General features: G+C 36.8%; 13 protein-coding genes and 1 pseudogene. 9 read left to right on the top strand and 5 right to left on the bottom strand.

The features are described 5' to 3' along the window. Positions 1 to 497: 497 nt before the first annotated feature. Positions 498 to 1,232, top strand: a pseudogene (gene bglS, locus BK585_RS24760) (beta-glucanase); the annotation flags it as partial. Between the two features lie 51 nt (positions 1,233 to 1,283). Beyond that, entirely contained in the window at positions 1,284 to 1,637 is a 354-nt protein-coding gene (locus tag BK585_RS24755; protein WP_245805930.1) for a carbohydrate-binding protein, read from the top strand. Positions 1,638 to 1,830: 193 nt separating this feature from the next. Here BK585_RS24755 and BK585_RS22015 read toward each other — a convergent pair whose 3' ends face one another. Next, positions 1,831 to 2,652: a hypothetical protein gene (locus tag BK585_RS22015; RefSeq protein ID WP_078556336.1), complete on the bottom strand. Its 822-nt coding sequence runs from the start codon at positions 2,650 to 2,652 to the stop codon at positions 1,831 to 1,833. Continuing rightward, complete coding sequence (locus tag BK585_RS22010) at positions 2,636 to 3,163, bottom strand: RNA polymerase sigma factor (protein WP_078556335.1); 528 nt, start codon at positions 3,161 to 3,163, stop codon at positions 2,636 to 2,638. The genes BK585_RS22015 and BK585_RS22010 overlap by 17 nt, the downstream gene beginning before the upstream one ends. 785 nt (positions 3,164 to 3,948) lie before the next feature. On the opposite strand from BK585_RS22010, the gene BK585_RS22005 reads away from it, so the two are divergent. Beyond that, positions 3,949 to 5,760, top strand: coding sequence for an endo-1,4-beta-xylanase (locus BK585_RS22005; protein WP_078556334.1), 1,812 nt, complete (start codon positions 3,949 to 3,951; stop codon positions 5,758 to 5,760). A gap of 308 nt (positions 5,761 to 6,068) precedes the next feature. Here the strand turns inward: BK585_RS22005 and BK585_RS22000 are convergent, their stop codons facing one another. Beyond that, a complete protein-coding gene (locus BK585_RS22000) occupies positions 6,069 to 6,407 on the bottom strand; it encodes a hypothetical protein (RefSeq protein WP_212567939.1) in 339 nt (112 codons plus the stop codon). 449 nt (positions 6,408 to 6,856) lie between these two features. On the opposite strand from BK585_RS22000, the gene BK585_RS21995 reads away from it, so the two are divergent. The 6 genes from BK585_RS21995 (at position 6,857) to BK585_RS21970 (ending at position 14,095) form a co-directional block, all read left to right on the top strand. After that, positions 6,857 to 7,591, top strand: coding sequence for a hypothetical protein (locus BK585_RS21995; RefSeq protein ID WP_078556333.1), 735 nt, complete (start codon positions 6,857 to 6,859; stop codon positions 7,589 to 7,591). 102 nt (positions 7,592 to 7,693) lie between these two features. Next, positions 7,694 to 8,809 carry a serine hydrolase domain-containing protein gene (locus BK585_RS21990; protein WP_170885683.1) on the top strand — a complete coding sequence of 372 codons (1,116 nt, stop codon included), beginning with the start codon at positions 7,694 to 7,696 and terminating at the stop codon, positions 8,807 to 8,809. Positions 8,810 to 9,011: 202 nt separating this feature from the next. Further along, positions 9,012 to 9,695 (top strand): response regulator transcription factor, encoded by a 684-nt coding sequence (locus BK585_RS21985; protein ID WP_078556331.1) that lies wholly within the window; start codon positions 9,012 to 9,014, stop codon positions 9,693 to 9,695. A gap of 2 nt (positions 9,696 to 9,697) precedes the next feature. Further along, positions 9,698 to 10,693, top strand: coding sequence for a HAMP domain-containing sensor histidine kinase (locus tag BK585_RS21980; protein WP_078556330.1), 996 nt, complete (start codon positions 9,698 to 9,700; stop codon positions 10,691 to 10,693). A 115-nt stretch (positions 10,694 to 10,808) separates the two neighbouring features. Continuing rightward, the gene (locus tag BK585_RS21975) at positions 10,809 to 11,492 is read left to right on the top strand and encodes an ABC transporter ATP-binding protein (protein WP_078556329.1); all 684 of its coding nucleotides are present in this window, start codon (positions 10,809 to 10,811) and stop codon (positions 11,490 to 11,492) included. Further along, on the top strand, positions 11,489 to 14,095 hold the full coding sequence (locus tag BK585_RS21970) for an ABC transporter permease (protein WP_078556328.1): 2,607 nt from the start codon (positions 11,489 to 11,491) through the stop codon (positions 14,093 to 14,095). Before BK585_RS21975 ends, BK585_RS21970 begins: the two co-directional genes overlap by 4 nt. 47 nt (positions 14,096 to 14,142) lie before the next feature. Here the strand turns inward: BK585_RS21970 and BK585_RS21965 are convergent, their stop codons facing one another. Together BK585_RS21965 and BK585_RS21960 are read right to left on the bottom strand one after the other, a co-directional pair. Further along, positions 14,143 to 14,520 (bottom strand): VOC family protein, encoded by a 378-nt coding sequence (locus tag BK585_RS21965; protein ID WP_078556326.1) that lies wholly within the window; start codon positions 14,518 to 14,520, stop codon positions 14,143 to 14,145. 119 nt (positions 14,521 to 14,639) lie between these two features. Next, a complete protein-coding gene (locus BK585_RS21960) occupies positions 14,640 to 15,611 on the bottom strand; it encodes an NAD(P)H-dependent flavin oxidoreductase (protein WP_078556324.1) in 972 nt (323 codons plus the stop codon). Positions 15,612 to 15,899: the final 288 nt, after the last annotated feature.

Below are 15,899 nucleotides of genomic sequence, written 5' to 3'. Positions count from 1 at the left end.
AATAAATATGGTGAACAGTAGCATAAGTAAATCCAGGTCTTGGTTAAATAATTTTGAAGCTGTCTCTAAAGGATTTTCCTTTTGGGACAGCTTTTTGTGAGTGAGAATGAACTTTTTATCGGTATGTACCTGTTTGCACTGAATTATTAAGAAAAACACAATAAATTCAAAATATTATAAAAATAGTTGAAATTGTTTGTGTTATAGTATAACATCATTACTGAAACCGCTTTCTTTTTTTATTTCTAAAATAGTAAGTTGTCATTTTTAGCGACATCTTACATAACTATTAATAATCTTTTTTTTACCCCTTTACTAACGCGTGTTAGTAAAGGGAAATACGCATTTTTTATAAAAAAATGCGTAGAACTTCATTGTTCAAACCTGTAATTTGAGAGCCACATGCTCTATAAGGAGGGATGCTTAATTTGTATCGTGGGTTTATAAAGTTGTTAGATTTTTCAAGGAAACAAAACCAAATAGGAGAGTGATTAATAATGATTAAAGGTAAAAAAAGCATATTTGTACTTGTCCTGAGTTTACTGATGGTATCTGTTTCTTCAGTTACTTATGCAAACAATCCAGTAACAGGAGATAGCTTATATGCCCCTTTTAACAACCATGATTCAAACAACTGGCAAATATCAGACGGTTGGAAAAATGATGACGTTTTCTTTGGTTCACATTGGAGTTCAAATCGAGTTAACTTTAGCGGGGGAGAGTTAGAATTATCACTTCGTAGAAATGACGCGTATGCACGTCCATATAATTATGAGAGTGGAGAATATACAACGAATCACTTCTATGGGTATGGACTGTATGAAGTTTCAATGAAACCAGCTAATGTATCTGGTGTAATATCCTCATTTTTTACGTATACTGGACCATCATATAACGGAGCACCATGGGATGAGATAGACATAGAGTTTTTAGGTAACGATACGACAAAAGTCCAGTTTAATTATTACACAAATGGTGTTGGTGGAAATGAAATTCTTTATGATTTAGGATTTGATGCTTCTCAAAGTTTCAACACCTATGCCTTTGATTGGCAACCAAACTATATAAGTTGGTACGTTAATGGGCAATTGGTTGCTACGGCTACAGAAAATATACCTAGTAATCCAAGCAAAATTATGATGAACATTTGGAACACCTATGGAATTGATGAATGGGCCGGGCGTTATTCTGGACAAAATGCAAATGCCTATTATGAGTGGGTCCGTTATACACCAAATACAGGAGGAGGACAACAACCTCCAGGAGTTGCTCAAGATTTTCAATTGCGCGCATGTGACTATAATAATGCAAGAGGAGTTACTTCATGGAATTGTGGGGTAGGATCCTTCCACCCAGGCAATTGGATTAAATTTGATAATGTGAATTTTTCTACTGGCTATAATGCGTTTGCGGTCAGTTATGCTTCATCTCTTCAAGGAAGTTTTGATATCAGGATTGGTAGTCCGAGTGGAAGGATAATTGGTACAGTTAACTATGGGCCTACAGGGGGATGGTCAAGTTACCAATGGAATGGCACCCCGAATTTAGACAGTAGTGTTCGTGGAGTTCATGATGTCTATATTGTATCTACTAGTGGCGGCGCTAATTTAGGAGAGTTTTGGTTTAAGAATGAATAATCCATAAAATAGCTACTAAATATTTTGTATAACAAGGAGGTTGTCCACAAAGGTGATGTGGTTCCCTTTGTGACAGCCTCTATTAATTCAGCCCGAAATATAAAGAGAGGCGGGACAACATTCTGTCCCAGCCTCTCTTCTATTCAAGTAAAAGGAACACGGGGTCTTAGCTTACCAATTATTCTAAGCTTTACTAAGGCGCCCATAGACCATTTACAATCGCTACTAAGTCCCAAACCGCTTGTTCATTTTTTTCAAACACGAGATGCAGACTTCTCCAATCCATTCCTTCATACTGTTCTGTTCCAGCATAGTGAAATTCAACAACCTTTGATTCGGGAAAGTAATCTTTAATATTGGTACTTCTTTCACCGCTTGGCACATTAGGATCTAAATTGACTTCATCGGAATCCAAGAACCGTTCTGGTTGAATTCGTTCATTAAAATAATTTTCTGGGGTTAACTTAATTTCAGAATTCGCTTCTTGGAGACCCCAGACATATTCGGTTTGATCCTCGAGTAAACGTGCCACTTGGCTTTGCGGAAATATCATCGAATAATCTGCGATATACGCTTCAGGAGCAAACAATAGCCCTTTATCTTTATGGACAAAGCTTGCAAGTTGTTCCATATCACGGTTGTGAAGAACTTGAAGGATCTCCTTGGCTTTTTGCTCGATTAAAATCTGTTCTTCCCGGAGGTCTTGGTCGGAAGCATCCAATTGACCAATTGGAGACGGATCTTGTATAATTTCGGATGGCTCAACATCACCTGTTAGTTGATTGTCAGTCAACACGAGGTTAATGCATAGTATTGAAAATAATGTGAGTGCAGCAGCTGATGCAATACCAACGGTAATTTTTCTGATATCAATTCTACCCCTCATTGGCTTTACCTCATCGTCGTTGAGCGCCTCCATCAAATTCCGATGCATTTCGTCTTTTGTAGTTTGAGTTAATTGGTATTTTGGTAGTTGCCTTACTTTATCCTCAAATGTTTTAACTAGATTGTTCATCTGATCCCCTCCCGATTTGAATTGAACGCAAAGCTTTGATGGCACGATGATAATTAATTCTGACTGCTGTTTCTTTACAACCTAAGATTTGTGCTGTTTCCTTAACGGATAAACCTTGAATCGCACGAAGAATCAGCACATCTCGGTATTGCTTTTTTTGTTTCGAAATAGCTTCATAGAGTTCCTGTAATTCTTCCTGTTTTAAAAGAATCTGTTCAGGTGTCGCATCTGTATTCTGACTCCAAGTTCTTTCATCAAAGGGAGTAGTGGAATGCCTTAGCTTATTATTTTTCTTTCTTCCATCGTCAATGGCAACATTGCGAGCAATGCTGAATAGCCACGTTTTTGGAGTGGATAGTTCTTGAAAAGACTCTAGCCCTTTTCCTGCTTTAATGAATACCTCCTGAACTAAATCTTCTACATCCGTTTTACCGGTGTAATACACGAGGAAGTTAAAAACGTCATCGCTGTATTGGTAAAACCATTCCGAAATGATTTTCTTTACGGTCATTAGTTGTGCTCCCTCCTATGTGATTTCACTAATTAGACGTAAGGAATGATGTTATGTATCAAAAATAATAAGGATATATAAAAGATAAGTCCTAAGTATGACATTAGCAATACTAACAAAGCTGAAATCGAGAGGGCACTGAAAAAGTTCGGTTGTTAACTTTTTCAGTGCCCTCGAAGCAATGTGCGTACCGTTGCATATCTTAAAAGCCTGCTACGAGTGGGTTTCTCGTAGCAGGCGGGCAACGAGTCGAGCCATTGCAAACCATAATCAAAGGCATTGAAAAAGTTGGTTTGTATTTTTTCAGTGGCTTCGAAACCACTAGGGCAGCTGAATTGTACAGCTTGTATGACTACTATCCTATTATTTCGTTTTAATACACGACTAGTAGACAGTATTCGATCTACTAGTCAGCGTTAACAACTACTAATGAATTATATTTCCGAGATAAATCTACAAAGACTTGTACTAATAAGGATTTATTTGTCTAAATTCATATAATAGTTTTTATTCTCCTTTTAAAACTATTTATATACAATGATACTTACGAAATAGATTTAATTGAAAAGGAGGTTCCAAATTTTATAACTAGTTTAGTAGTTAGTTAGTAGTTTCAGTCAGATAACCATTATAGTAGTGGTTCTTTGGTAAACCAATCGGATTATGTAAAAAACGTAGTCAAAATCTATTTTTACCTGAAGTAAGAGACACCAGTATTTAAAAAAGTAGAATTTAGTGCAATGTGTAAGAAACTACAAAATAGGTTATGAGAAAGGATAAAAATCATGAAAACAATGAAAAAATTATTTATTATTTGTATGGCATTTGCTCTTATAACAGGGGCTTTTACAACGCAAGTTTTAGCAAACAATAATGATAACGCTTACAGGTCAATCCTAGATGAGTTCGCTGCGTTAGATGAAAATGTTTATACACCTGCCACATATCGACTGGCCAAAATGGAATACGATAAAGCAATAGCACTACTTGATGATCCAAACGCTTCACCAGAAGAAATCACCGATGCTATTGATGCTTTAAATAATCGTACCGCAGGACTTAGAGTCCGAAACGGTTCTGAGTCTCTATGGAAGACTTATGAGGATTATTTCGAATTCGGAAACATTTATAGTGCCCCTGGGAACTTAGATCCGAATAACCCTCGAGGGTCCTTGACATCTAGCCACTTTAACTCACTCACTGCAGAAAATGCTATGAAGCCTAGCGAGCTTTCTTTCGGAAACGCTGGACAGGAAGGTACGTTTAGAATTTTCGAGGGATCGAACCATCTCTCTGATCAGTTAGTTCGAGAAGCACAACAAAATGGCATCACCGTGCACGGTCACGTTCTTGTATGGCATAGCCAATCCCCTAACTGGGTCAATGGTGGTACAAGAGGTAACTACACAAGAGAACAGGCTAGAAAAAATATGGAGCATTATATTAAAACGGTAGTTGAGCACTTCGACACATACTACCCTGGAGTAGTCACAAGTTGGGACGTCGTGAATGAAGCATTCGTTGATGGAGTCGACACGATTACTGAAGACGATAATTGGAAAGATTACCTTCGCCGTGGAACCCAGAGTGGTTGGTATAGAGCCTACAGCAATGGAATGGTAGAAGGAGAAGACCCGAGTGACTTTATCTATGATGCTTTCGTGTTTGCTCGTAAATATACTGACGCGAAGTTATTTTACAATGACTTTAATATGTATCAGGATGGTAAGTCGAAGTTAACGGCGCAGATGGTTATTGAACTTAACGAACGCTACAAGAAGGAGTTTCCAAACGATCCTCGCCAGTTAATTGAGGGTGTGGGAATGCAGTCTCACAACTACATTATGGATACACCACCTTCAAGCGTGGAAAACGGTATTCTTAACCTACTTTCAGCGGGAGTCGATCTTATCATAAGTGAGCTTGATCTGTTCGGCTGGTTTCCTTGGAACGGAGAACCTACTGGTGGTTCACTTGCAGGTTATATGGATTTACGAGACCGTGGAATTGAACATATAATCGCTTCGACAGGTACAGAGGAACAAAGAAATTATTGGATTAATCGAGGCATTACAAACGGTTCTGAAATTGAAGTGGTTCAAGCTGAAGTGTATGCGGAGTATATGAGAGTTTATAAGAATTACGCAGCTAGTATTGACCGTGTTACATTATGGGGTCTAAACGATATCCAAAGTTGGAGAAGAGGTCACAACCCACTGCTTTGGAACAGTGATTTTTCACCAAAGGATGCTTTCTATGCAGTCTCTGATCCAGAGGGCTACTTAGGCGTTGACCCGTATTATGTTGAGCCAGCTCCTGCCCCTAAAGTTGCAGAGTTGATTTTAGAATACAATAATCTCAAGCCTTCTTATAAAAATGGCAAAAAAGGTGGTAACTTCATTAGTGAAGTCGCAAGGTTGATGGGACCAAAAACAGTGTTTGAAAACGAGCCACATGTCATTAAAGTTGGTGATAAAAACCTTTCTAATCCTGCGTACAGGAAGGCAGTATATAATTATCTTAAATCCCATCCAGCAATGGAAGATAAGATTTTAATTATGCCACCAGACACATTCTTTATTAATGGTATGAAATAATCTACAAATAAAGATAGGACAGAAAATGTATAAAGTTTAGATAAAACAAGCTCCTTGAAATTTTTAAGGAGAATGTATTAACCAAGAGTACATTAAAAGGTGGCTGAGACATAACAAGCTAGAGGTGGGACAAAAGGTAAAATAACCTTTTGTCCCACCCTCTTCAATTTTTATGCTGGCATTTTCATCAAACAGTTTGTCCAATGAAAAATGAAAAAACGGAGTGCCAAGGAATTGGAGCTCCGTTTATTTCTATTATATACCTACGATTTAGCATGAGAGAATGGAATATTATTATTTGTGTAATGTTAGTATAGGTATGCTGGGTAAGGGTACGGATAAGGATAAGGATAAGGATAATAATAAGGGTATGGTCGGTAACCAAACCCAGGTCCTGGGGCCAAAAGAGCACCAGTAGCAAGGCCTCCTAAAAAGCCTAAGCCTAAGCCAACACCAGGGCCTCCAAAACCAAACCCAGGTCTACCATACCCAAACCCAGGTCTACCATACCCAAAACCTGGCCTACCATATCCAAAACCCGGTCTACCCACCCCAAATCCAGGTCTAATAATTCGTTGATCATTGATATCAATCAATTCTTGATTCATTGCTTCTGGTACACCTTGATATAAATATTGATTAGTCAAAGCAAATCCCTCCAATTTATTTAATATACTAAAGGATATGCTTAAATAGCCTAATTGGGTTGGGCATATGACTTAAGATAAAAAAATAGTTTTAATGAAATAGAAAATAATGTGCCCTGATGATTTGTTTACATACCCCCAGTTAACTAAATGGTATTAGAGAGTAAGCCTCATTACAAATAAGTTAAATTTATCCATACTGGTATTTTGGCTAAGTTGTCTATTATACGCTGTTTTATAGCAATTTTTGTACCAAACTTCCTGCACGATTATCAGTCCTTTAAAAGAATATAATAGTATAATTTTACTATTGTATAAAGGGGATTGACATGTCAATAATAGTGCCACAAAGCAAGACTATAAATCTTTTATTTAGATTGAATTTATTAAATACTAAGTGAGCAAAAGTGGATAAAAGATATCAAAACGAAATAGGAGGTACATAGTCATTGTTAAATTCATTATTTGGAATAAGTGGTGAAAAGAAAAAACAGTCCCAAGTAATTGTTACAGATTATCTATATTTAAAATATGGTGAACCATTTATAGTTGAAAACCTTGTATCCAAGGGTTTCTCACAAAAACTACATTTAGTTACTCACCCAAAAAGAAATCCGTTAATGGTTGCACGAGTAGAAACAAGCAAGAATTTAAAAGTAGTTAAAGATGAATTTCTTCAAATGTATATGTCTGAAAAATTGGACCAATTCATAATAAACCGAGTTGCTTCAATATCTGGAAAAGCTTCTTTTGTAATCGCTGAGTTTTTTGGTGACGAAAAATTTGCAGCTACTATTGAAAGAGCAAGAGACTTATCAATAAAAGAATATGTAAGTTTTCCAAGGAATAACGCTTTGCAGTGTATGGTGTGGATTTTTATTGATGGTATAGAAGATGTAGAGGAACAAGTAAAAGTAACCATGAAATTAACAAATGAATTACTGCGAGAAGGATTATCTACTATCGATATGAAGGTATGGTTTTTAAAACCAAAAGGATTTGAGAGGACTACAAGAGATAATAAAGATTCTAATTTTGATGATAGTCCTTATTGGGAGAGAAAAAATGTTTATGCCATATCCAAAGCATGTGTGGTTAACTCAGAAATCGAATTATTAAGTGCAAATGATTTTAAACGTGAAGTTCACAATAGCATTGAAGATTATAAAAAAGCTATATATTAAATGTAAGAAGTAGAAGGAAGGAGAAATGGTTCCGAAACAAATATGACAACGTCCACAATTCCGTTTTTGTCTCTTATGACTTATACAAAGGAGATCCCAATCGTGAACTTTAAACACACTTTGATATTTACCTTAATTTTAGTATCATGCAGTGCACCTTCTACAATGAATGCTGACAAAGAGGAACAACTAACTGAACTAAGAACCGAAGTGGTTGTAGCCGACTCAGCCCGTGAACTAGATGAGTATTTAATGAATGAACAGTATAATGGAGTTATTCTTGTTGCGAAGGATGGAAAGGTTTTACTAAAAAAGGGTTACGGATATGCCGATTATCCCGAAAATCAACGATTATTACAAGAGGACACTCCTTTTAGGATAGGTTCACTGACGAAGCAATTTACAGCAGCGGGTATTTTATTATTGAAACAAGAAGGTTTGCTGCAAGTTGATGATGGAGTCACGAAATATTTGCCGGACCATAAGAATCTTGAGGGAGTTACCATTCATCACCTTCTTACACATACATCAGGGCTACCTTGGGATATTGCCGAAGAGCCACAAGATAACAATTTATCGAAAGAAGAGTTAATTCAAGCGACAAAAAAGATAGAGCTGTTATTTGAGCCAGGTTCCGACTTTGGGTATAGTAATTTAGGTTATCAACTACTTGGGCTAATTATTGAAACTGTATCGGACGTCCCTTATGAGAAGTACATAACAGATAACATACTAACAAAAGCAAATATGCAGCAAACCGATTTTAGCGTAGAAGCGTTCCAACTAAATAAGGAGAGGGCAATAGGATATGACCCTAATGACAGGAGAAATAGTGATAAGCTAGATTCGTATCAAGGCATTGCCTCCGGAGATACGATGTTTTCTACGCTTGAAGACATGTTGCTTTGGGACAATTTCTTGTATAACGACGAATTTTTGACCTCAGCAAGTAAGAAGGTAATTTTTACAGACCACATTAGCAATTCCCAAGGCTTAGAGGGATTGTCAAACGGGTATGGCTACGGATATGGTTGGGAGATTAATAGGGACCAACACCATGTTATGGTTCACAGCGGTTATCGGGCAGGTTTTAGTTCTTTTATATATAGAGATACTAATGAAAAGTTCTTGCTCGTGTTCTTCTCGAACGTGGGTAGGAGTGGTGGAGATCCTGTTTTCCGAGGAACTCCATTTATTGCTAAGCTTATATCAGACTAACATTTATTATATATAAACAAAATAAATCACCTTCAATGTTAAATATGAGGCTAGTAATGTTACTTTTATACGAACAAAATATTTGAGGACATATTAAAAAATAGTAAGTACTATAAAAGAAAAGTTGAGTGGACTGAGGAATGGATTCTCGAGAGAATAAAAAATGTAATCTGTATTACAACGTCTAGGTGGAGTGTGGGAAATGAAAATTTTACTTGTAGAAGATGATAGAACAATTGCTTCTGGTTTAGAATACTCGTTGCAACAGGACCAGTTTGAGACTGTACTTTGCTATGATGCGGCTTCCGCAAAACAAATCATTCAAGAACAACTACATACAATCGATTTATGTTTATTTGATTTATCGTTACCAGATGGAAGTGGATATGAGTTATGCAAACTAGTAAAGGCATCTAGTGATACACCTGTTATCTTTTTGACGGCCATCGATGATGAAGTAAATGTAGTTATGGGGCTTGATATGGGGGCGGATGACTATATTACAAAGCCATTTCGGATAAGAGAACTGCTTTCTAGAATTCGCTCTGTATTACGTAGATATCACAAGCTCAGCACTACGAAGACAACAATTGACTTAAATTCAATTCAGATTAATACATTAGAAGGAAAAGTTTATAAACAAGGTGAGGAGATTGTACTAACCGCCTTGGAATATCGTCTTCTTCTTATTTTTGCTAATCATGTTGGACAAGTTCTTTCTAGAAACCAGTTGTTAGAGCGGATTTGGGATGTAGCGGGAGATTTTGTGAATGACAATACGTTGACCGTTTACATAAAACGGTTACGCGAGAAGATTGAAGACAACCCGCACAAACCAACCATTATTAAAACCGTGCGAGGCTTAGGCTATAAGGTAGGTGACTAGCGATGTTTCGCAATCGTGAAATAAAAATCCTCTTCATTTTGATGAGCTTAATTAGCCTTTTAGCAAGCCTATTAGTTATTGTGCTTCCTGAGATAGCAATTATTGTTGTCATCATCCTGTCGCTCCTTCTTATTGCAACCATCCTTATTTTTACAAATTGGAGATACAAAGAAATTCAAAAGCTCTCTGCCTATTTGCGACAAATTAGCGGGGGCGATTTCACTCTTGATGTACGTGATAACAAAGAAGGTGAGCTAAGTATTTTAAAAAACGATATATACAAAGTGACGCTCATGTTATCGGAGCAAAGCTCTCGTCTCAAGCAGGATAAAATCAAGTTGACAGAGGCCATCTCAGATATTTCTCATCAATTAAAAACCCCGGTTACTTCGATGGTCATGATGGCTGATTTACTGAATAGCTCCGAGCTATCAGACGGAAAGAGAAAAGAATTCACAAGAAATATTAGTGTGTCACTAGAGCGGATTGAGTGGCTAGTTTCTTCTTTACTAAAGCTATCCAAAATAGACGCAGGCTCGGTTCAATTTAAGCGTGAGCCAATTCTAGTAAAGGAACTGATTGAAAAATCACTTGAACCACTCCTAATTCCAATGGATATTAAACAGCAATCTCTTAAGATTCAAGGAGATGAGGATGTTTCCTTTTTAGGGGATATGAACTGGACGTCAGAAGCTCTCATAAATATGATGAAAAATTGTATCGAGCATACACCTGAGGGTGGGACGTTAGCTATTACTTTCTTAGAAAATCCATTATTTACAGAAGTGGTTCTAGCTGATAATGGGATTGGCATCGCAAAAGAAGATCTTCCATATATATTTAAGCGATTCTATAAAGGGAAAAACGCGGGTGACGATAGCGTTGGAATTGGTCTTGCGTTAGCAGAGAAAATCATTAAAAGCCAACATGGAAGTATTGAGGTTAAAAGCGCCGTAGGATCCGGAACTGAATTTCGAATTAAGTTTTATAAAAAATAAGATTTGATGTAAGTGTATTAGTTTCGAATGTGACTAAACTGTCATTTTGGAGTCACTGGACAGTCATTTTAGGCAGATATAGTTGAATTATCAAAGAATTCATGGAGGTATGCACATGGACATTTTAAAAATAGAAAATCTGTCTAAAATCTACGGGAAAGGTGACACTGCCGTAAAAGCACTGGATAATGTCTCATTTAGCGTGAAGAAAGGTGAATTTATAGCGATTATCGGCCCATCGGGTTCTGGGAAGTCAACATTGCTTCATTTACTGGGGGGCGTGGACCGACCGACTAGTGGAAAGGTTTTTGTAGACAATACAGATATCTATGAACTAAATGAAACACAGTTAGCGATTTTCCGTAGAAGACAGATCGGTTTAATTTATCAGTTTTATAATCTCATCCCCATTTTAACAGTCGAGGAGAATATCACGTTGCCACTTCTCTTGGATGAGCATCAAGTCGACCAAACCCAATTTGATGATATTGTGAAAAAACTAAATATAACAAATCGGTTAACACATCTACCAAACCAGCTCTCAGGCGGTCAACAACAACGTGTGTCAATCGGGAGAGCGCTCATAAGCAGCCCTGCAATTATGTTAGCCGATGAGCCAACCGGTAACCTGGACAGTAAAAATAGTAGTGAGATTATGGATTTGTTAAAAATGTTTAATAAAACGTATAACCAAACGCTAATTGTCATTACACATGATGAACAAATTGCGCTTCAGGCTGACAGAGTAATTGCTATAGAAGACGGAAAGGTATCCAAGGACGAGGTGATCCGTCCATGAATATCATTCAGAAGCTTACGATAAGACATCTGAAAGAAAATAAGAGACGAACACTCGTAACCATCATTGGTACAGTTATATCCGTTGCTATGATTACAGCTGTTGCTACATTAATCATCTCATTTATGGATTTAATGCAACGACAATATATTGCTAATCAAGGAGAATGGCACGTCAAATATTATGATGTAAATCAACAACAGGCAGAAGCGATTAAAAGTGATAAGACAACCAAGCATTTTATTCTCTCAGCAGACAGAGGCTATGCTTATTTAGAAGGAAGCCAGAATCGATACAAACCCTATTTATTTATAAGTGAATATAATGAAAGTGGATTTGAGCATGTTCCCCTTATGTTAAAAGAGGGAAGATTTCCACAGGCTCCAAACGAAATTGTGTTGTCAGAAGAAATATCAACCAATGCAAAAGTGGATTATCAGATTGGAGATAAGCTATTTCTAGAGGTCGGGGAGCGAGTTTTTCTAGATGGAGCATCTCAAGAAGGACCTATTACACAGCAGTATTCTTTGCAGTATGCCGAGGATGAAATAAAAGAAAAATTAGACAATACAGAAGCTATAACTTATGAAGTAGTAGGCATTATAAAACGACCAATTTGGGAGATTCCATGGGCACCAGGGTATACAGCAATAACATTTACTGATTTGCCATATATGACAGACCGTTATCCTTTTGTCGGTACAGTCATCTTAAATCAAGTAAGTCGTTCGATATACGCTGATGCAGAACAATTAGCTAATGACATTAATATAGATGGAAATTTTATTATATATAATTCGGAATTACTTCGTTACCATGGATTATCAAAGAATGATAATTTAAAACGTACGATGACTTCTTTAGCAACGATTATAATGTCCGTCATCATAATCGGCTCTGTCGCTCTAATCTATAATGCCTTTGCGATTTCTGTATCAGAACGGGCCAGACATTTAGGGATGCTTTCAAGTGTTGGCGCAACCAAAAGACAAAAAAGAAACTCGGTTCTCTTTGAAGGGTTGTTGATTGGCTTAGTAAGTGTTCCATTAGGGATATTATCTGGGTTAGTTGGAATTGGTGTTACGTTCTGGTTTAGTAATAGAATATTTAAAGAGGTATTAAACACATCTGAACAATTAGTGGTCATTGTTACACCAATGTCTATTCTTTTTGCAGTAATTCTCTCGTTTGTAACCATTTTTATTTCTACCTATCTACCAGCGAGAAAAGCATCCAGGATAACAGCTATTGATGCGATTCGTCAAACGACAGATATTAAACTTACAGGGAAAATAGTCAAAACATCAAAACTCGTTCGTTCATTATTTGGGATAGAGGCCGAAATTGGTTTGAAAAATATTAAGAGAAATAAACGTAAATATCAAATCACGGTTTTCTCGTTAGCCATCAGTATAATTCTATTCCTTGTAGTCTCCTTTTTTACGTATTCACTTGAGAAATCCATTGAATTATCACATGCGGATATTAATTTTGATATTGCAGTGTCTTCATCTGGAAATTATGAAATCGATCAGAATGTAGTAAGTACAATTACTAGTCTAGAAGATGTTACAGCGTATTCGGTTCTAAGGGAAAAGGTCTATTATTCGATGGTCGACGAAGCAAATATATCTGAACCATTAAGAGAAAGAGCGAAACTAGATTCTACTTTGATAGAGGAAGAACGATTTCCGTATTATACAGATGTGTATTCCCTCGATGAGCAGAGTTTACAATTGTATGCTGAACAAATAGGAGTCGATGTTTCTCGGTTATATGATGAAGAGAATCCTCGGGCTATTGTAGTGGACCAAGCTATATATGAAGACGAACAAGGAAAATACGTAGAAATAACTACGATAAATACCTCAGTAGGCAATAACTTAGAACTGTTCGGATATGATTGGGATAACGAGAAAAAATACTTTATTAGCGAAATTACCATAGAAGAACTTACAGCACAATTACCAAGGGGAGTTACATCGGGTGGTGGAATGGATATCATTAAGATGTTTGTTTCGGAGCCTGTCTACAATCGGCTTTTAGTTCTTGGCAATCAAGATAGTCAAAATAATTCAATCTATTTAAACAGTAAGGACCCGTTAAAAACACAAGAAGAAATTGAAAGAATGAATGTAAGCAATATCAATATCCATAATGTGTATAAATCCCGGCAACAAAATGAACAACTGGTTTTATTTTTGTCTGTGTTTGCATACGGTTTTATCATATTAATTACTATAATTTCAATGGCAAATATTTTTAATACCCTCTCTACGAGCATTTCTTTACGTAAAAGGGAGTTTGCTATGTTGAAATCTGTTGGTATGACACCAAAATCATTTACTAAAATGATATGTTATGAGAGTGTTTTTTATGGCTTGAAAGCCTTGCTTTATGGTATCCCAGTAAGTATTGGAGTTATGTATCTATTGCACAAAGCGATGATGCACACTTTTGAATACAGTTTTACACTGCCGTGGTCGAGCATCATCTTTGTCATCATTGCCGTATTTGTGGTTGTTGGTTCTGCCATGCTTTACTCGATGTCCAAGGTAAGAAAAGAAAATATTATTGAAACGTTAAGACAAGAGAGTATATAAAAAGAAGGAGACCGTCATGGGGTTTAGATGGTCTCCTTTTAGTTGCCTTATAAATGAACTTCACTCATCAAGGCAAGTGTATTTTCTTCTGTGTCTTGAAAAAATACCATCCATGTTTCAGTCTGCCCCATTTTTGCAACAACATGTGGTTCATCAACAAAGAGAACGTTTTTCGCTTTTAATTGCTCATAAGTTACTTTAATATTTGATACTTGGAAATAGATTACTGAACTTGAATGAGCAAATTCATCTTTTTCTGGCAGTGTTAACATGAGACTCAACCCATTACAATCAAAGAAAGCCATGCTATCTGTATTAAATAAAAGAGTTAAACTTAATTTTTCTTTATAAAACTCTATGGCTCTATTCAAATTGCTAACAGGGACACCAATCTGTCCAATTTTTCCAATCATAGGCTTTTCCATTAAACATTTCTCCCTTCAAAACTCTTATTCTTCATTTTTATAATTATCCCTGCTATCATAGGTGCTTTTTTATAACATAAAAAACCTAACCGAAGCTTAATCGGTTAGGGCCTATCAAATCAAGTACAAGCTTTATATTCTCTCATGATATTGTTTATAATGGTTTTAACTGGTAGGATGTCTTTGATTTCATGTACTCTTGACCCAGCAAAAACAAGGCCATTATCGCAATCTCCATTCTTGGAAGTAATCAAAGAATCTAGTGTGCAAAAACGATAGGAGCAGTTTTTTAAGCAATCCATGCAATTCTTAATTTTTACTTTTTTATTATCCGAAATAAGTTCCGTGAAATGGTTACTTATTGCTCTCCCCTGGAGACCAACTGAAGTTTTTACTAAAATTGTATCTTCCTGGCGAGCATGTACATATTTTTCTTTAAATGATAACGGTGCATCACACTCTTCACTTGCAACAAATCTTGTCCCCATCTGTACACCAGAAGCCCCCATCCTTAAGGCACGTGCTAGGTCTTCCCCAGTCAAGATCCCGCCAGCAGCAATAACAGGAATCTTCACCGCCGATACTACTTCCGGTAATATTTCAAATAAGGGTCTATCGGTGCCAAGATGTCCACCGGCTTCATGACCTTCGACAACAACGGCGGATGCCCCAAGACGTTCTGAAAGCTTAGCAAGCTTTGCTGAGGAGACAATTGAAATAACAGGTATTCCAGCTTCCTTGCCCCAAGCATACATATCCCTTGAAATTCCAGCTCCTGATATGATGAAGTCGACTTTTTCCTCAATTGCTGCTTTCATTTTTTCTGCAAAATCATTCATAGCGAAGAGAACGTTTATGCCAAAATAGCCAGAACCGTTGATTGTTTCCTTCGCTTTTCTAATATGGGACCGCATGTCATCGACAGTAATCCCCGTTCCTGATATGCTCCCAATTCCACCAGCCCTCGCAACAGCAGATGCGAGTTTGCTTAAAGAAATCCCTACTCCCATACCCCCTTGCATAATGGGAACCTTTGGCAACATATGACCTATTTTTAATTGTTGAGAGCTCAATAAAATACCCCATTTCATTTACCGTTCATAAATTGGTAGATAATAGTAATCTCTATTAAGAATAGCAAACTTGGTTTTAAAAAGCTGTGATTTACTTAACATCTACTATAATGATTTGACTAAGGGTAACGGGCTGGCTAACTGCAATGAATAATAGCACTTTATACAGTAAGGGATTGATATCCTCAATTTTAAGATCCTTTGTTCAATCGTTTGTTACTTGGTGGACAGCTGAGCTGATGTAAAAAATACAAACTATGAAATAACGAAATCATACTAGGTGCCCACACGAAACCAAGAAGTAAT

It is taken from the genome of Bacillus alkalicellulosilyticus (assembly GCF_002019795.1).
GTDB lineage: Bacteria > Bacillota > Bacilli > Bacillales > Bacillaceae_F > Bacillus_AO > Bacillus_AO alkalicellulosilyticum.
This window is presented reverse-complemented; position numbering and strand designations above follow the sequence as displayed.

Coding starts and splice junctions, on each gene's coding strand:
- BK585_RS22015 (WP_078556336.1), bottom strand. CDS start 2,652: ATGAACAATCTAGTTAAAACATTTGAGGATAAAGTAAGGCAACTACCA.
- BK585_RS22010 (WP_078556335.1), bottom strand. CDS start 3,163: ATGACCGTAAAGAAAATCATTTCGGAATGGTTTTACCAATACAGCGAT.
- BK585_RS22005 (WP_078556334.1), top strand. CDS start 3,949: ATGAAAACAATGAAAAAATTATTTATTATTTGTATGGCATTTGCTCTT.
- BK585_RS21985 (WP_078556331.1), top strand. CDS start 9,012: ATGAAAATTTTACTTGTAGAAGATGATAGAACAATTGCTTCTGGTTTA.
- BK585_RS21980 (WP_078556330.1), top strand. CDS start 9,698: ATGTTTCGCAATCGTGAAATAAAAATCCTCTTCATTTTGATGAGCTTA.
- BK585_RS21975 (WP_078556329.1), top strand. CDS start 10,809: ATGGACATTTTAAAAATAGAAAATCTGTCTAAAATCTACGGGAAAGGT.
- BK585_RS21970 (WP_078556328.1), top strand. CDS start 11,489: ATGAATATCATTCAGAAGCTTACGATAAGACATCTGAAAGAAAATAAG.
- BK585_RS21965 (WP_078556326.1), bottom strand. CDS start 14,520: ATGGAAAAGCCTATGATTGGAAAAATTGGACAGATTGGTGTCCCTGTT.
- BK585_RS21960 (WP_078556324.1), bottom strand. CDS start 15,611: ATGAAATGGGGTATTTTATTGAGCTCTCAACAATTAAAAATAGGTCAT.